The 23,446-nt window shown below is 69.6% G+C and carries 23 protein-coding genes and 2 pseudogenes; 9 read left to right on the top strand and 16 right to left on the bottom strand.

The genetic code is table 11. The annotated features are described in order from the left end of the window. The first annotated feature begins 233 nt into the window (after positions 1–233). The 3 genes from ACYVKA_RS06280 (at position 234) to ACYVKA_RS06270 (ending at position 1,756) form a co-directional block, all read left to right on the top strand. The gene (locus ACYVKA_RS06280) at positions 234–437 is read left to right on the top strand and encodes a cold-shock protein (RefSeq protein ID WP_394274671.1); all 204 of its coding nucleotides are present in this window, start codon (positions 234–236) and stop codon (positions 435–437) included. A gap of 184 nt (positions 438–621) precedes the next feature. After that, the gene (locus ACYVKA_RS06275) at positions 622–1,521 is read left to right on the top strand and encodes a PP2C family protein-serine/threonine phosphatase (RefSeq protein ID WP_460703921.1); all 900 of its coding nucleotides are present in this window, start codon (positions 622–624) and stop codon (positions 1,519–1,521) included. Positions 1,522–1,531: 10 nt separating this feature from the next. Beyond that, positions 1,532–1,756, top strand: a complete 225-nt coding sequence (locus ACYVKA_RS06270; RefSeq protein WP_394274673.1) for a DUF3107 domain-containing protein — start codon at positions 1,532–1,534, stop codon at positions 1,754–1,756. A gap of 35 nt (positions 1,757–1,791) precedes the next feature. Here the strand turns inward: ACYVKA_RS06270 and ACYVKA_RS06265 are convergent, their stop codons facing one another. Further along, a complete protein-coding gene (locus tag ACYVKA_RS06265; RefSeq protein WP_394274674.1) occupies positions 1,792–2,463 on the bottom strand; it encodes a ferritin-like fold-containing protein in 672 nt (223 codons plus the stop codon). 269 nt (positions 2,464–2,732) lie between these two features. On the opposite strand from ACYVKA_RS06265, the gene ACYVKA_RS06260 reads away from it, so the two are divergent. Further along, positions 2,733–4,313, top strand: coding sequence for a DEAD/DEAH box helicase (locus ACYVKA_RS06260; RefSeq protein WP_460703927.1), 1,581 nt, complete (start codon positions 2,733–2,735; stop codon positions 4,311–4,313). 141 nt (positions 4,314–4,454) lie between these two features. On the opposite strand, the pseudogene pdxS reads toward ACYVKA_RS06260, so the two are convergent. Beyond that, positions 4,455–5,272, bottom strand: a pseudogene (pdxS, locus tag ACYVKA_RS06255) (pyridoxal 5'-phosphate synthase lyase subunit PdxS). A gap of 190 nt (positions 5,273–5,462) precedes the next feature. Here pdxS and ACYVKA_RS06250 point away from each other — a divergent pair. Further along, positions 5,463–5,846: a GntR family transcriptional regulator gene (locus tag ACYVKA_RS06250; RefSeq protein WP_460703919.1), complete on the top strand. Its 384-nt coding sequence runs from the start codon at positions 5,463–5,465 to the stop codon at positions 5,844–5,846. A 114-nt stretch (positions 5,847–5,960) separates the two neighbouring features. Next, positions 5,961–6,827 (top strand): aminotransferase-like domain-containing protein, encoded by an 867-nt coding sequence (locus tag ACYVKA_RS06245; RefSeq protein WP_460703917.1) that lies wholly within the window; start codon positions 5,961–5,963, stop codon positions 6,825–6,827. A 4-nt stretch (positions 6,828–6,831) separates the two neighbouring features. Here ACYVKA_RS06245 and trpS read toward each other — a convergent pair whose 3' ends face one another. Continuing rightward, positions 6,832–7,974, bottom strand: coding sequence for a tryptophan--tRNA ligase (gene trpS / locus ACYVKA_RS06240; RefSeq protein WP_460703915.1), 1,143 nt, complete (start codon positions 7,972–7,974; stop codon positions 6,832–6,834). Positions 7,975–8,140: 166 nt separating this feature from the next. Next, a complete protein-coding gene (locus tag ACYVKA_RS06235; protein WP_394274677.1) occupies positions 8,141–8,992 on the bottom strand; it encodes a PHP domain-containing protein in 852 nt (283 codons plus the stop codon). A 131-nt stretch (positions 8,993–9,123) separates the two neighbouring features. Between ACYVKA_RS06235 and ACYVKA_RS06230 the strand changes: the two genes are divergently transcribed. Next, positions 9,124–9,600, top strand: a complete 477-nt coding sequence (locus ACYVKA_RS06230) for a DUF2505 domain-containing protein (protein ID WP_460703913.1) — start codon at positions 9,124–9,126, stop codon at positions 9,598–9,600. Positions 9,601–9,625: 25 nt separating this feature from the next. Here the strand turns inward: ACYVKA_RS06230 and ACYVKA_RS06225 are convergent, their stop codons facing one another. Then, a complete protein-coding gene (locus ACYVKA_RS06225; RefSeq protein WP_460703911.1) occupies positions 9,626–10,405 on the bottom strand; it encodes a DUF6912 family protein in 780 nt (259 codons plus the stop codon). Positions 10,406–10,482: 77 nt separating this feature from the next. On the opposite strand from ACYVKA_RS06225, the gene ACYVKA_RS06220 reads away from it, so the two are divergent. Beyond that, complete coding sequence (locus ACYVKA_RS06220; RefSeq protein ID WP_460703909.1) at positions 10,483–10,974, top strand: Rv3235 family protein; 492 nt, start codon at positions 10,483–10,485, stop codon at positions 10,972–10,974. A 53-nt stretch (positions 10,975–11,027) separates the two neighbouring features. Here ACYVKA_RS06220 and ACYVKA_RS06215 read toward each other — a convergent pair whose 3' ends face one another. The 3 genes and pseudogenes from ACYVKA_RS06215 to ACYVKA_RS06205 all read right to left on the bottom strand — a co-directional run bounded on the left by ACYVKA_RS06215 (position 11,028) and on the right by ACYVKA_RS06205 (position 15,130). Beyond that, on the bottom strand, positions 11,028–11,264 hold the full coding sequence (locus ACYVKA_RS06215; RefSeq protein ID WP_460703925.1) for an SEC-C metal-binding domain-containing protein: 237 nt from the start codon (positions 11,262–11,264) through the stop codon (positions 11,028–11,030). A 78-nt stretch (positions 11,265–11,342) separates the two neighbouring features. After that, positions 11,343–13,796: pseudogene (secA, locus tag ACYVKA_RS06210) on the bottom strand (preprotein translocase subunit SecA); the annotation flags it as partial. Next, a complete protein-coding gene (locus tag ACYVKA_RS06205; RefSeq protein ID WP_460703907.1) occupies positions 13,793–15,130 on the bottom strand; it encodes a winged helix-turn-helix domain-containing protein in 1,338 nt (445 codons plus the stop codon). The pseudogene secA and the gene ACYVKA_RS06205, both read right to left, overlap by 4 nt. A gap of 59 nt (positions 15,131–15,189) precedes the next feature. Here ACYVKA_RS06205 and ACYVKA_RS06200 point away from each other — a divergent pair, with 59 nt between their 5' ends. Next, positions 15,190–15,888, top strand: coding sequence for a type 1 glutamine amidotransferase (locus ACYVKA_RS06200; protein ID WP_460703905.1), 699 nt, complete (start codon positions 15,190–15,192; stop codon positions 15,886–15,888). A gap of 83 nt (positions 15,889–15,971) precedes the next feature. On the opposite strand, the gene hpf is transcribed toward ACYVKA_RS06200, so the two are convergent. The 8 genes from hpf to ACYVKA_RS06160 form a co-directional block, all read right to left on the bottom strand. Then, entirely contained in the window at positions 15,972–16,568 is a 597-nt protein-coding gene (gene hpf, locus ACYVKA_RS06195) for a ribosome hibernation-promoting factor, HPF/YfiA family (protein ID WP_394275620.1), read from the bottom strand. 140 nt (positions 16,569–16,708) lie between these two features. After that, positions 16,709–17,266 carry a ComF family protein gene (locus ACYVKA_RS06190; protein ID WP_394275621.1) on the bottom strand — a complete coding sequence of 186 codons (558 nt, stop codon included), beginning with the start codon at positions 17,264–17,266 and terminating at the stop codon, positions 16,709–16,711. 185 nt (positions 17,267–17,451) lie between these two features. Further along, positions 17,452–19,188 (bottom strand): LpqB family beta-propeller domain-containing protein, encoded by a 1,737-nt coding sequence (locus ACYVKA_RS06185; RefSeq protein WP_460703902.1) that lies wholly within the window; start codon positions 19,186–19,188, stop codon positions 17,452–17,454. Then, complete coding sequence (mtrB, locus tag ACYVKA_RS06180; protein WP_460703923.1) at positions 19,185–20,669, bottom strand: MtrAB system histidine kinase MtrB; 1,485 nt, start codon at positions 20,667–20,669, stop codon at positions 19,185–19,187. The genes ACYVKA_RS06185 and mtrB overlap by 4 nt, the downstream gene beginning before the upstream one ends. A gap of 59 nt (positions 20,670–20,728) precedes the next feature. Next, on the bottom strand, positions 20,729–21,433 hold the full coding sequence (gene mtrA, locus ACYVKA_RS06175; RefSeq protein WP_460703900.1) for an MtrAB system response regulator MtrA: 705 nt from the start codon (positions 21,431–21,433) through the stop codon (positions 20,729–20,731). An 80-nt stretch (positions 21,434–21,513) separates the two neighbouring features. After that, a complete protein-coding gene (locus ACYVKA_RS06170; protein WP_460703898.1) occupies positions 21,514–22,080 on the bottom strand; it encodes a YqgE/AlgH family protein in 567 nt (188 codons plus the stop codon). A gap of 196 nt (positions 22,081–22,276) precedes the next feature. Next, on the bottom strand, positions 22,277–22,909 hold the full coding sequence (locus tag ACYVKA_RS06165; protein ID WP_460703896.1) for a hypothetical protein: 633 nt from the start codon (positions 22,907–22,909) through the stop codon (positions 22,277–22,279). A gap of 156 nt (positions 22,910–23,065) precedes the next feature. Next, a partial coding sequence (locus ACYVKA_RS06160; protein WP_460703894.1) for a transposase family protein occupies positions 23,066–23,446 on the bottom strand: 381 nt, incomplete at its 5' end.

Genomic DNA, 23,446 nt, shown 5'->3' with positions numbered 1-23,446 from the left:
TCGGCAAACGCCGTGACGACACGCTGGCCCACAACTACCGCGAATGGCTCAAAGCCGCTTGACACGAGATAGGAGCATCAGTTTGGTCACGCGACGCGGGCCCGGGGCCTGGCCTGCCCCGCCCCCACCCACGGCAATTCATCGACCCCGGCTTTCGTCATGACCCTCGCTGTGACAGGCTTGCCCAAGGGACCGAGGTGCGGTCCCACGCAAGTTGAGTGGGGAGAACAGTCATGGCAACTGGAACCGTCAAGTGGTTCAATGCCGAGAAGGGCTTTGGCTTCATCGCCGTCGATGGGGGCCAGGAGGATGTCTTCGTGCACTACAGCGCCATCGAGTCGTCGGGCTTCCGCTCGCTCGACGAGGGCCAGGCCGTCGAGTTCGACATCGTCCAGGGACCGAAGGGCCAGCAGGCCGACCACGTCCGTCCGCTCTAGCGGCCAGCGGCTCCGGTCTCCAGAGGAGGCGGGAGCCGCTCGGGACCACCTGGTGATCCATCACCGGGAACGGGGTCCTTAAGGCGACGCCGCCTGAAGGACCCCGTCACCTGTTCCGGAGCTGCCCGTGCCGGGGGGAGCCGCACGACTGGCGCGCGCCGGTGGCTCATGATGAGATTCAGCCATGAGCGACCACACCTCAGGCCACGGCGGCATGTCCGCGACCGGGAGTGACGGCCGAGGGGTCGACATCCTGCCCGCCAGCAGCGAAGCACGCGACCACTACACCCTGGCCCCGTTGCCGTGGCTGGCCGGCTGCAGTGACGTGGGCCAGCGCCACGAAACAAATCAGGACGCCCTCGCCCTGGCCGGGCGGGGGCGGGTCGCAGACCAGGTGGCCGTCATGGTCGTCAGCGACGGGGTGTCCACCTCGCTCGGCTCGGAGCGTTCCAGCTCGATCGCCGCCGAGGTCGTCTCGACCACCCTGGTGGCGATGCTGCGGTCGTTGCCTGCCTCACCCGAACAGATCCAGGCGACCCTCACCGATTCCTTCCTGGCGGCCAATGACGCCGTCATGTCCAGTAGCGGCAATGAGCTCCTGCCGGGATCGTGCACCCTCGTGGCCGCCGTGGTGGCAGACGGACTGGTGAGCGTCGGCAATGTCGGGGACTGCCGGGCCTACTGGATCGGTGACGACCAGGAGGTCCGCCTGCTCAGCGTCGACGACTCCGTCGCGCAGGCCCGCATGGAGCTGGGCATGAGCCGCGAGGAGGCAGAACACGGCTTCCAGGCCCACGCCATCACGCGCTGGATCGGGCCAGACTCCTCCGACGTGACGCCCCGCATGGTGCAGCACCGCCCATCGGGATCCGGTTGGCTCGTGGTGTGCAGCGACGGGCTGTGGAACTACGCCTCGGAGCCGGGGCTGATGCGTCCCCTGGTGCAGGAGGTCGCGGCACGCGCCGACGGCGACGCGGCCCAGGCCGTGGAGCTGCTGGTGCGCTGGGCCAACGAGCAGGGCGGACGCGACAACATCACCGTCGCCCTGGCCCGTGTGGAGCAGGTGCTTGCCACCGACGGGTAGGTTGGGGCCCGTGGAGATCAAGATTGGTGTGAAGAACATCCAGCGCGAGGTCAGCATTGACGCCGAGACGACGGCCGAGGACGTGGAACAGCAGTTGCGTTCCGCCTTGGCCGACAATGGCGTGCTGTCCCTCGTCGACGAGAAGGGCCGACGCGTGATCGTGCCGGCCGCACAGATCGGCTACCTCGACCTCGGTCAGGAACACAGCCGACCGGTGGGTTTCGGCCGCCTCTGAGCGACCGCCCCCCACCTCACCGAACAGGACTGGCCTCACTGGACCAGGCCGAGCTGCTCCATCCGCAGCGCATGGGCACTGGCCAGTCGGGTCATCAACTCGCTGATCGCAGCAAGGTCGTCGCCTTCAGCCCCCGTCAGCCCGGTCAACAGGCCGGTCAGCTGCGGGTGGCGGGAGGCGACGCTCTGCGCCTGGCTCAGGGCCTCGCCCAGCAGGCGCCTGCCGTAGAGGGCCAGCCGCCCCACCTGGTCGGGGTCCTCGGCGATGGCGGCGGCGAGCATCCTGCCCGGCTCGGCAGCCAGGTCGGCGTCGTCGATGGAACCCACCAGGATGGTGCGCAGCTCGGGGCCGAGCTGGTCACCGACGATGGCGGCGAAGTCACTGACCAGGCCGCCAATGACGCACAGCTTCACCATGGCCTCGGCCGCCGAGCGGGGTTCGCTGTGCTGGTTGAAGGCATTGACCGGCCCGACGAAGGGCGCCATCGCCTGCTCCAGGCTGCTGCCCCGGGCCACCAGCTCACGCTCCAGGCGGTCGAGGTGGCTGAAGCGCTGGCCCGCGATGCGGGCCAGCACCAGCTTGTCGCCCAGCTGGGCGGCCGTTGCCGAGGCGGCGGCGGTGCGCTCGAAGGCGGCCAGGGAGCCATAGGCCACCAGTCCCAGGAACTCGGTCTCTGCGGCAGCGGGGGTCTCTCGATGGGTGCTCACGCGCCCAAGGCTAGCCGTCCAGACCTGCCCGGCGGGGAACACATGCCACGTGTCAAGGCCATGACGGGTAGTCTTGGGGCAACTGCGCATCTGGCGTGGTGGCAGTTCGAGCCCCGAGCCTGGTGCGACGAACCCCGGGACAACGGTCCCGGTGGGCGTCCGCGCCGCCGGAACAGGCCAGCTGCCGACGACCGCCGGTCTGACGATCGGCTCCCAGAAAGTCATGAACGGTGAACAACTTCAATACTGACGCAGAGCGCGTCGACGCCCTGGGTGGCGACGACGTCGTCTCCTCCACCCCCACCCCCGACGTGCAGACCACGTGGGACGACCTGGGCGTGATGCCCGAGGTCCAACAGGCGCTGGAGGCCCAGGGCATCACCCATCCCTTCCCCATCCAGACGCTGGCCATCCCGATCGCGGTGGCCGGCACCGACCTGATGGGGCAGGCCCGCACCGGCACCGGCAAGACGCTGGCCTTCGGCATCTCGATCCTGCAGCGCAGCCTGCTGGAGGGCGACGAGGGCTATGACGAGCTGGCGATGCCCCCGGGCAAGCCGCAGGCGCTCGTGCTCTGCCCCACCCGCGAGCTGGCCCTGCAGGTCTCCAAGGACCTCCAGGTGGCCTCCACCATCCGCAAGGTGCGCGTGCTGACCGTCTACGGCGGTGTGGGCTATGACGAGCAGCTGCAGGCCCTCGAGAAGGGTGTCGACGTGGTCGTCGGCACCCCCGGCCGCATCAAGGACCTGGCCGACCGAGGCAGCCTCGACCTGGGCTGGCTGCGCATGCTGGTGCTCGACGAGGCCGACGAGATGCTCGACCTGGGCTTCCTGCCCGACGTGGAGCGGCTGATCGCCATGGCCCCGCCGGAGCGCCAGATGCTGATGTTCTCGGCCACAATGCCCGCCGCCATCGTCGGACTGGCCCGGGCGCACATGCACCGCCCGATCAATGTGCGCGCCGAGGGCCACGACGCCAAGGCGACGGTCCCGGACACCACCCAGTTCGTCTACCAGTCGCACAACCTGGACAAGCCCGAGATCATCGCGCGCGTCCTGCAGTCGGTCGATGTGGACAGGGTGATGGTTTTCTGCCGCACCAAGCGCGCCGCCCAGCGCCTGGCCGACGACCTGGAGGACCGCGGCTTCGCGGCGGCCAGTATCCACGGCGACCTGAACCAGGCCATGCGCGAGAAGGCCCTCAAGCGCTTCCGTGCTGGCGAGGTGAAGGTCCTGGTGGCCACCGATGTTGCGGCCCGCGGCATCGACGTCACCGGCGTCAGCCACGTGATCAACAACGAGTGCCCCGAGGACGCCAAGACCTACGTGCACCGCATCGGCCGCACCGGCCGCGCCGGGCACAAGGGCGTCGCCATCACCTTGGTGGACTGGGCCGACATCGTGCGCTGGAAGACCATCAACAAGGCCCTCGAGCTGGACTTCGACGACCCGGTCGAGACCTACTCCACCAGCCCCCACCTGTACACCGACCTCGACATCCCCGAGGGCACCAAGGGCAAGCTGCCCGGCGCACAGCCCAAGGACCGGCCCCATCGCGAGGACGACCGTGGCGGGCGCGGTGGTCATGACGGTGGCCGCGGGGGTCGCGACGGCGGCCGTGGGCGTCCCCGCGAGGAGCGCAAGGAGCGACCGGCACGCAGCCGTCGCCGCCTGAAGAACGGCGAGCCGCTGGGCGAGGGCGCTGCCAGCACCCCCGCTGCCACCATCGCGGATGCCGCCGCGTCCTCGACGCCGGATGGCCAGGCCAACGGCGGCGAGCGCAAGCCACGCCGCCGTCGCCGCAGCCGTGGTGGCCGTGGCTCCGGCGAGGCCGCCAGCTCGGAGGGCTGATCCTCCGCAGGCCCAGGCGACGCCCGATCCCCCGCACGCACGGGGGGCCGGGCGTCGTCCATTCCTGGCCCGCGGTCCGCCCCACCAGCCCCGTTCTCACCAGCCCCGTTGTCACCAGCCCCGTTGTCACCAGCCCCGTTGTCACCAGCCCCGTTCGGCCAGCCGGTGCGGGGCGGGCAGGTCGGCGACGTTGAGCCCCACCATCGCCTCCCCCAGGCCGCGCGAGACCCGTGCAATGACGCCCGGGTCCTGGAAGTGGGCGGTGGCTTGCACGATGGCCTTGGCGCGGCGCTCGGGATTGCCGGACTTGAAGATGCCCGAACCCACGAAGACGCCGTCGGCCCCCAGCTGCATCATCATCGCGGCATCGGCTGGGGTGGCGATGCCACCAGCGACGAAGGTCACCACGGGCAGCCTGCCCTGCTTGGCGACCTGCTTGACCAGCGGGTAGGGCGCCTGGAGCTCCTTGGCGGCCACGTAGAGCTCGTCCTCGCTGCGGGCGGCGAGCTGGCCGATCTCGGCCTTGATGGTGCGCAGGTGGCGCATCGCCTCGCTGACGTCGCCGGTTCCGGCCTCCCCCTTGGAGCGGAGCATCGCGGCGCCCTCGGTGATGCGCCGCAGCGCCTCGCCCAGGTTCGTCGCACCACAGACGAAGGGTCCCGGAAGGCGCGCTTGTCGATGTGGTTGGTGTAGTCGGCCGGAGAGAGCACCTCCGACTCGTCGATGAAGTCGACGCCCAGCTCCTGCAGCACCTGGGCCTCGACGAAGTGCCCGATCCGGGCCTTGGCCATCACCGGGATCGAGACCTCCTCGATGATGCCGTCGACAAGGTCGGGATCGCTCATCCGCGCCACCCCTCCCTGTGCCCGGATGTCGGCGGGGACTCGCTCGAGCGCCATCACGGCGACCGCACCGGCCTGTTCGGCGATGTGGGCCTGCTCGGGGGTGACGACGTCCATGAGGACGCCGCCGGCGAGCCTCTGGGTGAGGTCCTGGTGCTGGGTGTCGCGCTGCTGTCGGTCGTCCTTCGGCTGGGTGAGGGTCACGGGTTCTCCTCCTGGCTGGTTGGTCCCAGCCATCGTCTCGAGCCGACCGGACCAGCGCCAGTGCCATTTGGCGCCGATCTGACTGGACCAATTGACTGGTGCCATGGATGAACCGCTGGAGGTCCTCACCGTCCCGCCGCTGGACCGCAACACAGCCACTCCCCTGGTGGAACAGCTGGTACGACGGGTGCGGCACGCCATCGCCGAGGGTCGGATCGTCGCCGGGGAACGACTGCCATCCAGCCGGTCCCTGGCGACGGCGCTGCATGTCTCGCGGGGCACGGTCCTGGCCGCCTGTGACCAGCTCGTCGCCGAGGGGCACCTGGTGGCCCGACTCGGCTCAGGCATCATGGTCCATCCTGATTCCACGCCCACCCGCCTGCCGCCCCCGCTGGCCCGGCACCGGCGCGCCCTACCCGCCCGTCCGATGCTCGACCTCACCCCCGGCGTTGAGACGGCCCGTCCCCTCGCCGACCCCGGCTGGTGACGAGCCCTGCGCGAGGCTGCCAACCCACCCTCGCGCCCCGCCTGGGAGGTCGATCCCCAGGGCCAGCCGAAGCTGTGCCTGGCCATCGCCGAGCACCTGCGCCAGACCCGCGGCATGCAGCCCGACATCGACCGGATGGTCGTCACCGCCGGAGCCCGCGACGCCCTCGCCCTGGTGGCCCAGGCGCTGCGCCACAGGCTGGGACGGCCCGTGCAGTGCCTCGTGGAGCGACCCGGCTTCCCCGGCCTGCGCCGGGCCCTGCCGGGGCTCGGGGTACGGCTGACCGAGGCCGAGGCACCCGACCTCGCACTGGTGACCCCCAACCACCAGTTCCCCGGCGGCACCAGCCTGGGCGCGGTGGACAGGACCCGGCTGATCGAGTGGGCCACCGCCCGGGGCTGCCTGCTGCTGGAGGACGACTACGACTCCCAGTTCCGCCACCTCGGCGCTCCCCTGCCGTCGATCTGGCAACTGGCCGACGAGCAGGTGGTGCACCTGGGCACCTTCGCCGGGGTGATGGGGCGCGACGTGGGCACCGGCTATGTACTGCTGCCCTCGAGCCTGGCGCCGGACGTGCTGGCAGTGCGCAGCACGATGGGCGCCCCGGTGGCGCCGCTGCTGCAGCGGGCGTTGGCCCAGCACCTGGGCGACGGCTCCCTGCGCCGACGGCTGGCACGTGGCCGGCGACGCCTGCAGGCCTGCCAGGAGGTGGCGCAGGAGGCCGTCTCGTCCCTGCCCGCGCTGACAGGGATGCACGACTCGGGGCACATCCTGGTGCTCGGCTGTGACCAGGCCAGGGCCGTGCAGGTGCAGGCCCGCTGCCGAGCCCGCGGCCTCGGGATCGGTCTGCTGTCCGACGGATGGGACCAGGACCCGGCTGCCCACGGGCTGGTGCTCTCCTATGGCGACTGCTGCCCCGACGAGCTTGGCCGGGCGCTGGCCGTCCTGGCCGACTGCCTGGCCCGGGAGACCGGGCAGTGAGAACTCAGTACTTCATCTCCATGGCCCGACGCACCTCGTCCAGGGTCTGCTCGGCCATCTCGTTGGCACGCTCATTGCCCTTGCGCAGGACCTCACGCAGGTGGTCGGGGTTGGCCGCCAGTTCGGCGCGACGTGCCCGGATGGGGGCGAAGTGCTCGTTGATCGCCTCGGTGACCAGCTTCTTCAGGCCGCCGCCACCGGCATCGCCCAGCTCGTCGGCGATCTGCACCGGATCGCCGCCGGTGGCCAGGGAGGCCAGCAGCACCAGGTTGCTCACCTCGGGGCGGTTGGCCGGGTCATAGGTGATGTGGCGCTCGGAGTCGGTCTTGGCCCGTTTGATGAGCTTGGCGGTCTCGTCGGCGCTCATGCCGATCTCGATGGTGTTGCCCTTGGACTTGCTCATCTTGGTGCCGTCCAGGCCCAGGATCATCGGGGCCGGGCTCATCAGGGCTTCGGCCTGCGGGAAGACCGGGGCCTTCGGGTTCACGCGGCCATAACGCTCGTCGAAGCGGCGGGCGATGACGCGGGTGATCTCGATGTGCGGCAGCTGGTCCTTGCCCACCGGCACCAGGTTGGCCTTGCAGAACAGGATGTCGGCAGACTGGTGCACCGGGAAGGTGAGCATCAGCCCACTCATCGGACGGTTCGGGTTGTTGGCCATCTCGTCCTTCACCGTCGGGTTGCGGTGCAGTTCGGGGACGGTGACCAGGCTGAGGAAGGGCAGCAGCAGCTGGTTCAGGGCGGTGACGGCCGAGTGGGTGAAGATCGTGGAGCGCTGCGGGTCGATGCCGCAGGCCAGGTAGTCGGCCATGCCGTCGAGGACATTGGACTGCAGGCTGCCGACCCCGTCGCGGTCGTAGATCACCTGGTAGTCGGCGACCACCAGCATGGTCTGGACGCCCAGGTCCTGCAGGCGCACGCGGTTGCTGATCGAGCCGAAGTAGTGGCCGATGTGCAGCTTGCCGGTGGGGCGGTCGCCGGTGAGGATGCGGAAGCGTCCGGGATTGGTGCGGATCTCGGCCTCGATCTGGTCGCTGCGCTCCTGGGAGCGCAGCAGCGAGGCGTCGCTGATCTCGTCCGAGACCTGGTCCTCGGATGCGACGTCCAGGGCGTGGGTCTCGGTTGGGTTGGTGGCGTCCTTGCTCATGGCTTCCTCTCGATCGTGGCCGTGCGGCCGACCCCGGACATGCCAAGGGGCCGCCCGCAGGCGGCCCCTTGCTGTGATCTGTTGGTTGATCAACGCATGTGACGGCCGCTGGGCAGCCGCCACCAGTTGCTCGGGTTGGTCAACATGTGCCCAGCCTATCGCAGGCTCAGGCGTGCCCTCCGCGCAGCCGGATCCGTCGCTGCATCTCGCGCAGCGCCGTGTCACGGGTGTTCTCGCAGCCCAGCTCGTTGTTGCGCTTGCCCAGGCCGTGGTAGTCCGATGATCCGGTGCGGATCAGTCCCAGGCGGCCTCCCAGGGCGAAGAGCAGCTCACGGGCCCGCTCGTCGTGGTCGGGATGGTCCACCTCGATGCCGTCGAGGCTGTGTTCGCGCACCAGGCGCTCGATGACGGCGGAGGTGAGGACCTTCTCGTTGCCGCGTCCCCAGGGGTGTGCGAGCACGGCGATGCCGTGGGCGTCGTGGATCAGGTCGATGGCGGCACCGAGCTCGCAGGCATAGCGCGGGACGTAGCCGGGCATGTCCTCGCGCAGCCACTTGTCGAAGGCCTCGTCGCGGTGCTCCACATAGCCCTTGGCCACCATCGCATCGGCGACGTGCGGGCGGCCGATCGACGGGGAGGCGCCGGCGGCGGTGATGATGTCGTCCACGCCCAGAGGCATACCCAGTTCAGTCATCCGCTCGGCGAAGGCCTTGAGGCGACCGGTACGGGCCACGCGGATCTTGGCGAGCTCGGCCACCAGCGGGCGGTGGAAGGGGTCGCACCCGTAACCGAGCAGGTGCACCGAACGGCCGTCGAGCTGGGTGGACATCTCGATGCCGGAGATGACCTTCACGCCGATGCGCTTGCCGGCCTCGATGGCCTCGGGGATGCCGTCGAAGGTGTCGTGGTCGGTCAGTGCGATGACGTCCAGACCCACCTCCTGCGCCTTGAGGACCAGACGGGTCGGCGTGTCGGTGCCGTCGGAGACAACTGAATGGGTGTGGAGATCGATCCGCATGGTCCAATCATGCCCGAGCTGGAGGGACTGTGCCACGGTCGGCGCGCGATCCGTGCCACCCTGCGAGCCGCACCCGGGCGCCACGCACGAGCGGGCGGCGCGGCCGGGGCTGGCACGGCATGATGGAGGGCATGCAGATCTCCTCCCGCCTCGACTTCGAGGCCGACCCGAAGACCGTCTACGAGATGATGACCGACAAGGGCTGGCTCACCGAGCTGGTCAGCCGCACCGGCGCCACCAGCCACACCATCGACGTCGCCGGCCCCACCACCCGCATCGACATGGCGCTGCCGGCCCCGAGCGAGGTGTCGGAGTTCGTCGGGAGCGCCCTGAACCTGCAGCAGGTCATCGAGTGGGGACCGGCTGCTGCCGACGGTTCCCGCGAGGGCACCCTGTCGATCACGGTGCCGGGCCTGCCGGTGACCATGGACGGTCGCGCCCAGATGCGCCCCGGTGGCCGTGGCACCGTGGTCGACTACTCGGGCGACTTCCAGGTGCGCATCCCGTTGATGGGCAAGAAGATCGAGCAGCAGGCCTCGCCCTATGTGAAGCAGGCCATCGACGCCCAGCAGGAGGCCGGGGACGACTGGATCGCCGCCCGCGGCTGAGTCCTGCCCGGCGGGTGCCGGGGTCTCAGTCGGTCTCGACGAAGGCCTCGGTGCCCACCACCTGCTGCACCTCGTCCTTGCCCGCCGAGGTGCACACGACGTACTCGAGCTCCTCGTCGTCGTCCTCGCCGGCGAACCGCTCCTTGATCAGCGCGACCTCGTGGCCGGCGGCGTCCAGCGCCTCGGCGGCCGCGATGGCTCGGTCCTCGTCGTCGAAGTGGATCCTGGAAACCATGGTCATGTCCTCCTGTGTGGGGTCGGCCTGGGTGGGGTCGGCCTGGGTGGGGTCGGCCTGGGTTGGTCTGTCGGACCGGTCAGGCCGGTCCAGTGTGGCGAGTTCCTCGACCGAGTGCCACAGCAGGCCGCTGCCCTGCACCAGGGCCTGCACCTGCTCGGTCTCCCAGGCCTGGTCCAGGCCCAGTCCGCGGCAGGCCTGGCGCGCCTGCTCCACCAGGTCGTCGCCGCCCTGGTCGGTGAAGAAGCTGGTGACCGCCCTGCGGGGCAGCCGGGTCACGCGCACTCCCCCGTTCTCGGCCTCCTCGCCCTCGGCGAGCAGTGCCTCGGGCAGCTCTGCGGCCAGCACCAGCCGGCGGCCGTGGCGGGCCAGGCCCCAGACCGAGGCGATCACCAGGCAGGCGAACTCGGCATCCTCGCCCTGGGTCTTGTGGTGCCGTGCATCGTCGATGCCGAAGGCCTCCCGCAGCCGGGCATTGGCCGTGAAGCCCTGCACGTCCTCCAGCTCGACGCTCTGCCACAGGCCGCGGGCCTGATCGACGTCGACGGGGACCATGACCAGTACGTTCATGGCACCAATCTAGCGAGTTTTCCACAGATCTCGTGGAGGTACTTCCCCCGCGCCCGGGCGGGGCGCAGGCTGTGGTCATGCCCATCACCACGATGACCCTCGACGGACTGCAGGTGCGCGTCGGCAGTCCCGGCCGGTGCACGGCGGACTGTGCACCACCGCAGGACCAGCCTTCGCTCCCGCCCAGCCCACAGGAGGATGCCGCACAGCAGACCGGGCCGTGCCACGACACAGACGCGCGCGTCCAGCAACTGGCCGGGGCGGTGGCCACGACGCTGCTGGAGGTGCTGGCGCGACGCCGTGCTGTCGAGCAGGTGCAGTACCTGGTGGACGAGCCCAGCCTGCGGATGCTGCTGGCCTGGCGTCGCCAGACACTGTGGCAGCAGACTCGACTGCACAGGGTCCGGGCCTGTGCGGTGGGAGACGGAGTGGTCGAGGCGGCGCTGGTGCTCCAGGGCCCTGCTGGGCACTTCGGTGCCATGCTGCGCCTGGCAAGCACCGGGCGGCGCTGGCAGGTGGTGCTCTTCGACGTGATCCTGCCGGACGGCGCGATGGCGCGGGCCGCCTGAGCGGTCCCGCGCCATCGCGCCGTCCGGGTGACAACCCGGGGACGTGCCGTGGATCAGGCGGTGCGCCCGTGACAGAGCTTGAACTTCTTGCCCGAGCCACAGGGGCAGGCCTCGTTGCGACCCACACCCTTGAAGGGGTCGGCCTCCTCGGGTGCCGCCCGGCGGGCCCGCGCCTCGCCCTGCTCGTCAGGAGCGGAGTAGGTGAGCTCCTGCGCGCGTCGGGCCCCCAGGCCCTTGGCCTCGATGTGGGGACGCTCGGCCTCAGCCTGCCCGTTGAGCTCGCGCAGCATGGTCTCGACATCCACCGGTGCACCATCGGCGCCCTGCACCAGGCCCACCTGGGGGGTCTGGTCCACCTGCACCTCCAGGTTGAACAGGAAGCCGACGACCTCCTCCATGAAGGCCTCCATCATGGCGTTGAACATGGTGCCGCCCTCGCGCTGGTACTCCACCAAGGGGTCACGCTGTGCCATGGCGCGAAGGCCGATGCCCTCGCGCAGGTAGTCCATCTCGTAGAGGTGCTCGCGCCACTTGCGGTCCAGCACCGTCAGCAGCACCTGGCGCTCGAACTCGCGCATGTTCTCCGCGCCCAGGGCCTCCTCGCGCTCGTCATAGGCACCCATCGAGTCCTCGACGAAGGCCTCGACCATGGTCTGAACATCGGTCTCGTCGGTCCACTCGTCCTTGACCAGGGCCACCGGGTAGAGGGTCGACATCTCGGCCCAGAGGGTGTCCAGGTCCCAGTCCTCGTGGAAGCCCTCGGTCCGGGAGCGCACCAGCTGCTCGACCACCTTGCGCACATTGCCGCGCAGCTGCTCCTCGACGTCGGCGCCCTCGAGCACCTTGCGGCGGTCGGCGTAGATGGCGTGGCGCTGGCGGTTCATCACGTCGTCGTACTTGAGGACGTTCTTGCGGATCTCGAAGTTCTGCGCCTCCACCTGCTTCTGGGCGCTCTCGATGGAGTTGCTGATCCACTTGTGCTCGATCGGCTGGTCGTCGGGCACCTTGAGCGAGACCATGGCCCGCTCCACCACGTCGGCCTTGAACAGGCGCATCAGGTCGTCGCCCAGGCTCAGGTAGAAACGGCTCTCACCGGGGTCGCCCTGACGGCCGGAACGACCGCGCAGCTGGTTGTCGATGCGGCGCGACTCGTGGCGCTCGGAGGCCACCACGTACAGGCCGCCTGCCTCGGCGACCTCTTCGTGCTCGCTGGCCACCTGCTTCTCGATCTGCTCCAGCACCTCGGGCCAGGAGGCCTCGTAGTCCTCGGGCGTCTCGACGGGGTCGAGGCCCTTGTTGCGCAGCACCTGGTCGGCCAGGAACTCGGCATTGCCGCCGAGCATGATGTCGGTGCCTCGGCCGGCCATGTTGGTGGCCACGGTGACCGCACCCTTGCGTCCGGCCATCGCGACGATCCCGGCCTCGCGCTCGTGGTGCTTGGCATTGAGCACCTCATGCGGCACCCCGGCCTGCTTGAGCAGGTGCGAGATGACCTCGCTCTTGGCGACGCTGGCGGTACCGATGAGCACCGGCTGGCCCTTGGCGTGGCGCTCGGCCACGTCGGCGACGACGGCCTCGAACTTGGCCTGCTCGGTGCGGTAGATCAGGTCCTTCTGGTCGATGCGCTGCATCGGCCGGTTGGTGGGGATCTGCACCACGCCGAGACCGTAGATCTTCTGGAACTCGCTCTCCTCGGTCTTGGCCGTACCGGTCATGCCGGAGAGCTTGGTGTACATGCGGAAGAAGTTCTGCAGGGTGATCGTGGCGAGCGTCTGGTACTCGTCCTTGATCTCCACGCCCTCCTTGGCCTCGAGCGCCTGGTGCAGGCCCTCGTTGTAGCGTCGCCCGTGCAGGGTACGGCCGGTGTGCTCGTCGACGATGAGCACCTCGTCGTCCATGATCACGTAGTCCTTGTCGCGCTTGAACAGCTCCTTGGCCTTGATCGCATTGTTCAGGTAGCCGATCAGGGGCGTGTTGGCGCTCTCGTAGAGGTTGGCGATGCCCAGGCGGTCCTCGACCTTCTCGATGCCGGGGCCGAGCACGCTGATGGTCTTCTTCTTCTCGTCCACCTCGTAGTCCACATCGCGCTCCAGGCGCAGCACCAGCTTGGCGAACTCCGGGTACCACTCGTGGTTGTCCTCGGCGGGGCCCGAGATGATCAGGGGGGTACGGGCCTCGTCCACCAGGATGGAGTCGACCTCGTCGACGATGGCGAAGTTGTGGCCGCGCTGCACGCACTCGGCCACGCTCAGCGCCATGTTGTCGCGCAGGTAGTCGAAGCCGAACTCGTTGTTGGTGCCGTAGGTGATGTCGGCCTTGTAGGCCTCGCGTCGCTCGGTGGGATCCATGTTGGCCAGGATCACGCCGACGCTGAGCCCCAGGAAGTGGTGCACGCGGCCCATCTGCTCGCTCTGGTAGCGGGCCAGGTAGTCGTTGACGGTCACGACGTGGACGCCCTTGCCCTCCAGGGCATTGAGGTAGGCCGGCATCAGGGCGACGATCGTCTTGCCCTCACCGGTCTTCATCTCGGCGATGTTGCACAGGTGCAGTGCCGCGCCACCCATGATCTGCACGTCATAGGGCCGCTTGCCCAGCACGCGACGGGTCGCCTCGCGCACCGTGGCGAAGGCCTCGGGCAGCAGGTCGTCGAGGCTCTCGCCCTCGGCGATGCGGGCGCGGAAGATCTCGGTCTGGCTGCGCAGCTCCTCGTCACTCATCGAGACGTAGTCGTCCTCGATGCTGTTGACCTGGTCGGCGATCTTTCCCAGCTTCTTCAGCGTGCGGCCTTCGCCCACGTTCAGCAGGCGGTCCATGAAGCTCACGAGTTTGGTTCCTTTTGACGGTCCGTCGGCGCAGCGGCGCCGTGGTCGATGTCAGACCCTTTCCATACTAGGGGGTGGCCGGGCTGGCCGCCCTGTGACGCGGCCAGCGCGGCCGCCAGGTCGCCGCGGGGCTCCACCACCACCTCGTCCAGCTGTTGCCAGCGGGCCACCTCGTGCAACTCCGCCAGCAGCTCGGCGCAAACCTCGTCGGCACCCAGGCCGGTGTCCGGCTCCAGCCAGCTGGCCTTGACCCTCAGCACTCCCGCGGGCCGATCGGCCTTGAGGTCCACCCTGGCGACGAACTGCTCGTCCAGCAGGAAGGGGTAGACGTAGTAGCCGTGGCGCCGCTGGGCCTCGGGCACGTAGATCTCGATGCGGTAGTCCAGGCCGAACAGCGCCAGCGCCCGGGAGCGCTCGAAGACCAGCGAGTCGAAGGGGCTCACCAGGGCCCGGGCGCGGATCCGGCGCGGGATGCGCACCGGCCCGTCGCCGATCCACAGCCAGGTGCGTGCCGCCCAGCCGTTGACGCGCACCTCCTCCAGCTCGCCGCGAGCCGCCAGCTCGGCGATGGCTGCGCGGGTCTCGACCCGCGAGAGGCGGAAGTAATCGGCCAGGCAGGCCTCGGATCCCACGCCGAGGGCGCGGGCGGAGCGGCGCACCAGCTCGACGTGCGCCTCGGCGTCGGTGGGGGTGCTGGCCTGGTGGATGCTGGCTGGGATGACCCGCTCCGGCAGGTCGTAGAGGCGTTCGAAGGAGGCGGTGCGCCGTGCCGAGGTGACCTGTCCCGACCAGAAGAGCCATTCCAACGCCCGCTTGGTCTGTGACCAGTTCCACCCCCAGTGCTCGCGCTCACGACCCTCGCCCCGGGCCAGCAGCGCCGCCTCCACCTGGCGGGCGCCGATCGGGCCGTGCCCGCGCACCTCCTGCAGCACCGCCGCCACCAGCTCCGACTCCTCGGTGGCGATGGACCGCATCCCACCCCAGGCCTCGTCGGCGGCGCGCGCCATCCGGAAGCGCAGCTGGGGATGCAGGCGGACATCGACCATGCTGGCCGCATGCCCCCAGTACTCCACCAGACGGCGGGGCGACTGTCCGACGGCCCGCTCCAGCAGTGCGGTGTCATAGGGGCCCAGCCGGCTGAACAAGGGGAATTGGTGGGCCCGGGCCACGACGCTGATGGTGTCGATCTGGAACTGCGCCAGCCGGTCGACCAGCCCCTGGACATCGCGCATCGTGACTGCGCGAGCTCCGTCGGGACGGCTCGGGCGCGGACGGCCGAAGCCCTGTGCGGCCAGGGCAACGCGACGGGCCTGGGCGAGGCTGAGTTCACGCATGGGATGGACCCTAGTATGCGCGCCTCGGCCACCGTGCCATCCGCCGCTAGGCTCGCCCCATGGCCAAGAAACCCCGCATCACCGTCCTGCAGCCCGAAGCCGACGTCCCGCTGGAGCGCTTTGACGCCTGGTTGCGCGAGGGCGTGCGCATCACCCTGATCGACCTGGCCACCAAGGACGTGCCCAACCTGGAGACCATCGGCAACGGCCTGGTGGTGCTCGGCGGCCGGATGAGCGCGCACGACGAGCTGCCCTGGATCGAGAAGGTCAAGGACCTCATGGCCGACGCGCACGGCATCGACCTGCCGGTGCTGGGCATCTGCCTGGGCCACCACCTGTTGGCCGAGGCGCTGGGGGGCGAGGTGACCGTGGCCGGTGAACAGGGGCCGGAGGACGGGCCGCTGGAACTGCAGTGGCTGCCCGGCGCCACCGAGGACCCGGTACTGGGCGGGCTGGCGGCCAGCGGCGCCCCTGTGCCGAGCAGCCACCACGACCATGTCAGCCTCCTGCCCGAGGGCGCGGTCGAGCTGGCCCGCAGCTGCACCTACCCGAACCAGGCCTTCCGGCTGGGCTCGGCGGTCGGGGTCCAGTTCCATCCCGAGGCATCGCCTGAGCTGATGCAGTACTGGTGGGACCAGGAGCACCGCTCGAAGGCCACCACGATGCTCGACCGGATGCGCGAGGTCGACGCACGCACCGAGCCGGCCTGCCGCAGCGTCACCGAGGGCTTCGTCGCCGAGGTGGTCGCGGGCGCCTGAGGCGCCCCAACTCCCGCACACACGTAAACGCAGTGAGGGCCCGCCCACCGAGACGATCGATGGGCGGGCCCTCGCGGCGTGGATCAGGCCTGGTTCAGGTGGATGACACCGTAGTCATAGCCCTTGCGGCGGTAGACGACGCTGGGGCGGGAGCTGTCGGCGTCGACGAACAGGAAGAAGTCGTGCCCGACCAGTTCCATCTCGTCGAGCGCCTGGGCCAGGGTCAGCGGGGCGGAGCTGAACTCCTTCTCGCGCACCACCAGCGGCCCGTCGCCGGTCACCTCGATGCCCGCGACATTCTTGGTCTCGGGGGCGTCGTCCTGCGGCAGCTCGACGGGCTCCATCGCGGCCACCACCTGGTGCGCTCGCAGGCCACGGTGCTTGCGCCGGCGGTCGTGGGCCTTGCGCAGCTGGGACTTCAGCCGGTCCATCGCCTTGTCGAAGGCGACCATCTTGTCCTGGGCATGGCCCTCGGCACGCACCACTGGGCCCTTGCTGAGGAGCGTGATCTCGCAGAGCATGTCATCGTCGGGGCTGCCCTTGGACTCCTCGTTGGTGAACTCCACCTCGATCCTGATCACTCGATCCCTGAGCTTCTCCACGCTGGCAAGACGCTCGGTGACCTGCTCGCGCACCGCGTCACTGATGGTGCAGTGGCGTCCGCTGACGACGATGTCCATGGTGATCCTCCTCGATCGGGGGCCCACGGCTACGTGGGCCTCAAATGAACACGGCACGGGCCGCATCAGGCCATCGAATCTGCTCCGATGACCTCTGCATCCCGTGCCATGACACAACGTTACCGCCTGTCAGCCCGGATTCAAGGCAACTGTGACAAATTGCTCGCGGGTCGTGTCGGATGGCTCAGCACCACCGCGCCGACCACCCGCCAGCCGGCCAGCGACAGCGCCCGGTCGGCCTCGGCCAGGGTGGCGCCGGTGGTGCAGACGTCATCCACCAGCAGCGCGGACACAGTCTGCCGCGGTGGTGCGGCGAACAGGCTGCCGCGCTGGTTCAGCTGTCGTTGGGCCCGTGCCAGTCCGGACTGCTCCTCCACCCGGCCACGCCTGCGCAGCACCCGCGCCTGCTGGGCCCCGGGCATCCGACGGGCCATCGCGCGCACCAGGGCGCGCGTGTGGTCGAAGCCGCGTTCGCGCACCGCCCGGCGACTGGAGGGCACCGGCACCAGGCAGACGGGCTGGCCGGCCTCCACCAGGAGTGCGGCGGCACGCACCAGGTGGGTCGCCAATACCGGCTCCAGGGACCAGGCGCCCCGGTCCTTGAAGGCACTGACCAGGCTGCGCATCGGGTCGACGTGGTCCGAGACGGCCACCACCCTCCCGGTCAGGTGGGGTGGCAGTCCCGGGAGGTCGTCCACCGCCGAGACTGGCCCACTGAGCACCTGCCGGCATCCTGCACACAAGCCCCGGCCGGGACACCGGCAACCGGGGCAGCAGGCCCCCAGCAGCAGGTCGGCCAGTTCGTCAATCATCCTCCCAGACTCGGGCCGACCGTGCGCGGCCGCAAGGGGTTCCAGCAGATCTGTGGACAGTTGCTGCCGCCTCAGGAAGGGATGGCGATGTCGTCGACGCCCTCGGCCAGGGAGTTCCACCGCCAGGCGGCCTCGAATCGCATCACTCGCCCGTTGGCGGTGCGCACCAGTGCATCGGTGCCGTCAAGCTGCGGCCGCGTCGCCAGCTGCACCAGCTGACCGTCGCCGGCCGGTCCGACAGGCTCGCTCTGCGACCCGTCGACGCTGACCAGGCTGGCGGTGGGCTGGGCCCGGTCATGCTGGCGGCCCAGCACCATCAGCTGCTCGGGACCTGCCCAGGACACGTCGAGGACCTCGTCCAGGCGACTTTGCTGGCTCGCCTGCGAGAGCCGCCGCAGACCGTCGACCCGACCGTCGTGCAGCCGCAGCAGCGCCAGTTCGGTCTCCTCGCCTCGGCGCAGCACCAGCGCCAGACGGGTCTGGTCGGGAGCCACGGCGAAGGCCCTGATGGTGGCGCCGGACAGCTCGGGGATGTGCACCTGCTGCAGCTCGTCGCTGCCATCGACGCTGCGGTACAGGGAGGACTGCGCACCGTCCATGGCGCTGACCCACACCTGGCCGGTTGCCGTGACCGCCGGACGCCCCAGCCCGGTCCCGTTCAGTCGCAGCCGTGGACGGTCACCGCCCAGCGGGGTCGTGAACAGTCGCCTCGCATCGGAGGTGACCACGGCGACGGTGGCGCTGGAGGAGGAGACCGCCAGGCGTCCCGCCCGCTGCCCGGGAACCTCCTGGGAGAGCTCCCAGCCCAGGGGAGAAAAGGAACCGCGGTCGTCGAGGCGGCCCACCTTTCCGTCCACCACGGCGAAGGGTTGCTGCTCACCCCCCAGTGGCACCGGCGGCAGGCCCGGCAGGTCATCGAGGGAGATCGACCCGTCGGCGTCCTGGCCCGGACTCATCCAGGCCCGACCATCGTGGAGGATCCGCATCGACTGCACCTGGCCGAAGGACTTCAGCGTCCAGCCCAGCTGGGAGACCAGCTGGCTGCGGCGGGCATCGTCGAGCTCGTCGAGGGGGCCGTGCAGGTCGATGCGCGCCAGTCCATCGGCCACGTGGATGCTTCCGCCACGCAGCGAGGTCCCGGCGGGGATGGCGCTGGAGACCGCGGGCGCCAGCCAGGTCGACGGGCCTTGCAACAGCACACGCACCGCACCCTGCGGGTCGGCCGGGCGACCGGGCAGCCAGACGCGTTCCGGGACCATGGTGGTCCCCTCCGGGGTGAAGAACCACAGCGAGGTCGGCGAATAGCGGTGCAGCAGGGTGTACTGGCTCACCAGCATCTGCGCGGGCGGATCGGTGATGCGCCACTGTCCGTCCACCTGCTCCATCGTGAAGTCCTGGCGCAGCGTGCGGTTCGTGGCGGGGGCATAGCGCCCCTGACGGTCCAGGGTGCCCACCACGCGGGCCTGGATGCCGGCCGTGGTGGTGCCGGGGATGCTGGTGCGTGTGTCGCCGTCGAAGACCGTCACTCCCCCTTCGGGCTGCCAGCTGCGGGCAGCCTGGGGCGTGAGGTACTGCCGGGCGGTGACCAGGCCCGGTTCCAGCGAGGCCATGGCGTCGAGGAAACCGGCGAGCACGACGTCAGGACTGGCATCGCGCTGGGGCGGGGCCGGGTGCACCTGGACCCCGCCGTCGACGTGGCCCTGACGCACGGGACTCACGGCCTCCACCGGGCCTCGGGTGGGGATCGTCACACAGCCCGAGAACACCAGGACCCCTGCCGTCGCCGCCGCCGCGGCCCGCCAGCTCATCGTCCCTCCAGCGGTGCGAGCGGGAGCGGGCTGCGGGTCACGACCTGGCCGGCGTAGCGGGGCAGGACGAACAGGAACTGGGCACCCCGACCGGGCCTGCCCCAGGCCTTGAGCCAGCCACCGTGCAGGCTCGCGTCCTCCAGGGCGATCGCGAGCCCCAGGCCGCTGCCGCCGACGGCCCTGGTGCGGCTCGGGTCGGCCCGCCAGAAGCGGTGGAAGACCTGTTCGGCCTGGTGGCTCTCGAAGCCCACGCCGTGGTCTCGCACGGTGACCGCGGCGACGGACTTGTCCATTGCAACCCTCACCTGCACCGGCCCTCGCTCGGCGTGCTCGATCGCATTGGTGATCAGGTTGCGCATCACCCTGCGCACCCGGCGCGGGTCCATCTCCACCATCCCCACCGACGGCGCCTCCAGCGCCACTTCGACGCCCAGTCGCTCGGCCAGGGGTCGTTGTGCCTCCACCTCCCGGGCCACGAGGCCTGTCAGGTCGGTCAGTTCCAGGGCCAGGACCGCCGCACCGGCATCGAAGCGGCTGATCTCCAGCAGGTCGCCCAGCATCGTCTCGAAGCGGTCCAGCTCGTCGTGCATCAGCTCCGTGGCCCGGGCAGCGAAGGGGTCGAGGTCCTCTCGGTTCTCGAAGAGCATGTCCGCCGCCATCCGCACCGTCGTCAGAGGGGTTCGCAGCTCGTGCGAGACATCGGAGACGAAGCGCTGCTGAACCCGCGAGAGGTCCTCCAGGGCCGTGATGTGGCTGGTCAGCTCGGCGGCCATGTTGTTCAGCGAGGTGGCCAGGCTCGCCAGGTCATCGGTGCCGTGCACGGGCAGCCGCTCGTCGTAGTGGCCCGAGGCGATCTGTTCGGCGGCCACGGAAGCCTGTCGCACCTGGCCGACGACGTGGCGTGCCACCACCCAGCTGACCAGGCACAGCGCGAGCAGCAACAGCGCCCCGGCGGTTGTCTCGGCCCGCCGCAGCACCGACAGCGTCTGGGCCTCCGAGGTGAGCGGGAAGATGAAGTGGACGGGGAACTCCTGCCCGTCCGGGCCGACCAGGTGACTGCCCACGGCCAGGCCAGGCTCGCCGGAGCGCTGTGGATCGGTCCAGCGCACCGTGGTGGGGGCTGCGAACATCCCGTCCTCCTCCACGACCTTCTGGGCTAGCTCCTCGGGCAGGCTGTCCTCACGAATCCCCGGCGAGACGAAGCTGGAGACCGGGCCGCGGATGATGATGCGATACTGGTTGGGCTGGGCCGCGGCCTCGTCGGCCAGCTGGGCGAGGCGTTCGTAGAGCGAGGAGGTGCGCAGGTCGCTGGAACGCATCTCGGTCTGCATCCGGTCGACGGCCACGGAGGCCTCGGCGATGGCGGAACGCTTCTTGCCCTCCAGCACCCCCTCGGTGGCCAGGTGCAGCACCACCAGGTTCCCGAGCAGCAGCACCATCATCGTCCCGAGGCTGGTCATCGCGATCATGCGCAGGGGCAGTGAGGACCACCACAGCTCGCGCAGGCGACCGACCGGGCCCAGGCTCTGTCTGGCTCGGCTCACTGGGGCTCGCCGGCCCGGTATCCCACCCCGCGCACGGTCACCACGATCCTCGGATGCTCCGGGTCCAGTTCGATCTTGGAACGCAGGCGCTGGACGTGCACGTTCACCAGACGGGTGTCGGCCGCATGCCGGTATCCCCAGATCTGTTCCAACAGTTGCTCGCGGCGCAGCACCTGGTTGGGGCGACGGGCCAATGCCAGCAGCAGGTCGAACTCGAGCGGCGTGAGGGCGATCTCCTGGCCGTCTCGCCGAACGGTGTGGTTGTCCACGTTGATCCTGAGGTCACCGATGGCCAGGTCACGTTCGCCGGACTCCTCTACCACCTGGCGACGCAGTCGGGCGCGGACCCGCGCGACGAGCTCCTTGGCCTTGAAGGGCTTGCTGACGTAGTCGTCGGCCCCTGCCTCCAGCCCCACCACGACGTCCATGGTGTCGCTGCGGGCGGTCAGCATGATGATCGGCACGCCCGACTCGGCACGTAGTTCTCGGCAGATCTCGATGCCGTCTCGGCCCGGCAGCATCAGGTCGAGCAGCACCAGCTCGGGGCGCACCTCGCGGAAGGCCGCCAGGGCCCGGTCTCCATGACCGCACCAGGCGGTCTCGAAGCCCTCGTGGCGCAGCACCATCTGGAGCATCTCCGCAAGTGCGGCGTCGTCGTCGACGACCAGCACCCGGGGCCGGGCGCTGTCCCCCTCGTTCATGACACCTCCTGCGACCTGGCGCGGCACCGGGGCGCCAACGCGGTGGGGCCATCCTATCGGCAGGGGGCCCGGACCAAGGGTCAGTTCAATTCTGGCTCATCAGTCCACGTGCTCAGCAGGCCCAGCGTCCCGCCCTGCCGCCGCAGGATCCGTTGCCACAGCCCCTCCAGCTCGGTGCCGAAGATGTCCTCGTCCCTGCTGGGCACACGCAGCCAGTCCCCACGCAGCAGTTCGGCCTCCAGCTGCCCGCTGTCCCAGCCCGCGTAGCCGGCGAAGATCCGAAGGGCCCCGTAGGCCCCCTCGACCAGCGGCACCGGCGTGTCCAGGTGGAGCAGGCCCAGCTCGCCGTGCACGCGCCGCCAGCCCGGGGGCTCCTCTCCCGGATCGAGCAGCTGGGCCAGGCAGATGGCGCCTTGGGGTGAGACCGGCCCACCCTCGAAGAGGGCCTGCGGCGGGCTCACCAGCGAGCTCCACGACGGCAGCACCTGTCCCAGCTCGATCTCGGCCTCACGGTTGAGAAGAACTCCCAGGGCGCCGTCGTCGTCGCAGTCGAGCACCAGGATCACGGCCTGGTCCCAGTAGTCGGCCTCCATGCCGGGCCGGGCCAGCAGCAGCTCCCCCGGTTTCGGGCGGTTGGGCAGTCTCACCTGTCCAGTCTTGCACGCACGACCAGCGGCCTCGAGGACTGCGGTCGCACCGGAACAGCGCAAGGACCCCGACCGTCGAAACGGTCGGGGCCCTTGCCCACAGGATGGTGTGGAGCTCAGGGGGCAGGTGTCGAACACCTGGCGCTTGGTCAGCACCTGGTGCTGGTCGGTCAGTGGGTAGTTGCGGCGTGAGCAATCAGCCCAGAAGCCCCTGGTCAGGGCGCGACGCCAGCACCGCTCTCGCGCGCTCAACACTGGACGCCCACGCCTGCACATCCGTGTCGATCCACCCCAAGAGTTTCAGACAGTCCTCGACATCCCGCGCCAGATTGCGCGCGTGAATGGGCTCATGGTGAGCAAGACGGTTTCGCAGGCCATGCATCGAAGCGACCACACGATCAACCTTCTGGCGACTCTGCGGCTGCAAGTTGGGGAAACCGTGACGAAGAGCCGGCGTCCAGAGAGTTGCTTCATAGCGACTGGCCAACAGGTAGCGCCAGAACCCAAACGTCAGCTCAGCCACGACCCTCCCCCGCGTCTCCGACCGGCCACCTCGGGTAGCCCGTTGTCTCGCCGTGGCGATGTCGGCGTGGGCGCGGGGCTGAAGCAGATGACCGGGGTCATCGAACCACTCCGTACGCGAGTCCTGGTGCAGAACAGCGAGTTGACTCGCCATCGTGTTACGTAGCGCGATCTCACACATGCCGATCAACTCGTACATGGCTCCCGACATCGTCAGGTTCCACTCATACAGGTGCAGAGCTGCCTCAGGATCGCCCTCGCAGGCGTCGAGGTAGGGCTGAAACCTCTCGGAGGACAGCACACCCACCACTCGTTCCTGCGAAAACACCACCCAATCCCCCGTGCTAAAGTTGGCCCCGAAGACCCCGGAAGGCCTCTGCTTGCAAGTCTCCGGGGTTATTTCTTTGCCCAAGCCTAGACCTGCCCGCCCCCATGACTAGGAATTCTGCGCACTGAGGTTTTCTCACCAGGTTCCTCGCATGTGAGTAGCGATCACGAGGGCTGGGCGGACGATGGCGGTGATGCGCCAGGGGTCGAGGGTGACCTTCTGGAGGGCCTTGAAGTGTTTGAGGATGGCGTTGGCTCGTTCGGCTGGGGCGCGGAGTTGGGTGATGAGTCGGTTGCGGGCGACGGTGTCGGGTGCCAGGTGGTGGCCCTTGATGGGGTGGCAGATGCCGATCCCGGCGCCTTGGTAGCCCTTGTCGGTCACCGTTTTCAGGCCTTGGGCTGCGGCTGGGTAGAGCGCGGGGAGGACGTGTTGTCGGGCGGCGGTGAGGTCGTGGGTCGAGCCCGGGGACACTGGCGAGGTCCAGATCGGGAAACCGGAGCTGTCGGTGAGGACTTG

The organism is Luteococcus sediminum, from assembly GCF_054783495.1.
The sequence above is the reverse complement of the archived record's forward strand: the minus strand, read 5'-3'. Positions and strand labels throughout refer to the sequence as shown.

Bases quoted from the DNA above. Each gene is read 5' to 3' on its own strand.
- ACYVKA_RS06280 (WP_394274671.1), top strand. From the start codon at position 234: ATGGCAACTGGAACCGTCAAGTGGTTCAATGCCGAGAAGGGCTTTGGC.
- ACYVKA_RS06275 (WP_460703921.1), top strand. From the start codon at position 622: ATGAGCGACCACACCTCAGGCCACGGCGGCATGTCCGCGACCGGGAGT.
- ACYVKA_RS06250 (WP_460703919.1), top strand. From the start codon at position 5,463: ATGGATGAACCGCTGGAGGTCCTCACCGTCCCGCCGCTGGACCGCAAC.
- ACYVKA_RS06245 (WP_460703917.1), top strand. From the start codon at position 5,961: ATGCAGCCCGACATCGACCGGATGGTCGTCACCGCCGGAGCCCGCGAC.
- trpS (WP_460703915.1), bottom strand. From the start codon at position 7,974: ATGAGCAAGGACGCCACCAACCCAACCGAGACCCACGCCCTGGACGTC.
- ACYVKA_RS06235 (WP_394274677.1), bottom strand. From the start codon at position 8,992: ATGCGGATCGATCTCCACACCCATTCAGTTGTCTCCGACGGCACCGAC.
- ACYVKA_RS06230 (WP_460703913.1), top strand. From the start codon at position 9,124: ATGCAGATCTCCTCCCGCCTCGACTTCGAGGCCGACCCGAAGACCGTC.
- ACYVKA_RS06225 (WP_460703911.1), bottom strand. From the start codon at position 10,405: ATGAACGTACTGGTCATGGTCCCCGTCGACGTCGATCAGGCCCGCGGC.
- ACYVKA_RS06220 (WP_460703909.1), top strand. From the start codon at position 10,483: ATGCCCATCACCACGATGACCCTCGACGGACTGCAGGTGCGCGTCGGC.
- ACYVKA_RS06215 (WP_460703925.1), bottom strand. From the start codon at position 11,264: ATGCTGCGCGAGCTCAACGGGCAGGCTGAGGCCGAGCGTCCCCACATC.
- ACYVKA_RS06205 (WP_460703907.1), bottom strand. From the start codon at position 15,130: ATGCGTGAACTCAGCCTCGCCCAGGCCCGTCGCGTTGCCCTGGCCGCA.
- ACYVKA_RS06200 (WP_460703905.1), top strand. From the start codon at position 15,190: ATGGCCAAGAAACCCCGCATCACCGTCCTGCAGCCCGAAGCCGACGTC.
- hpf (WP_394275620.1), bottom strand. From the start codon at position 16,568: ATGGACATCGTCGTCAGCGGACGCCACTGCACCATCAGTGACGCGGTG.
- ACYVKA_RS06185 (WP_460703902.1), bottom strand. From the start codon at position 19,188: ATGAGCTGGCGGGCCGCGGCGGCGGCGACGGCAGGGGTCCTGGTGTTC.
- mtrA (WP_460703900.1), bottom strand. From the start codon at position 21,433: ATGAACGAGGGGGACAGCGCCCGGCCCCGGGTGCTGGTCGTCGACGAC.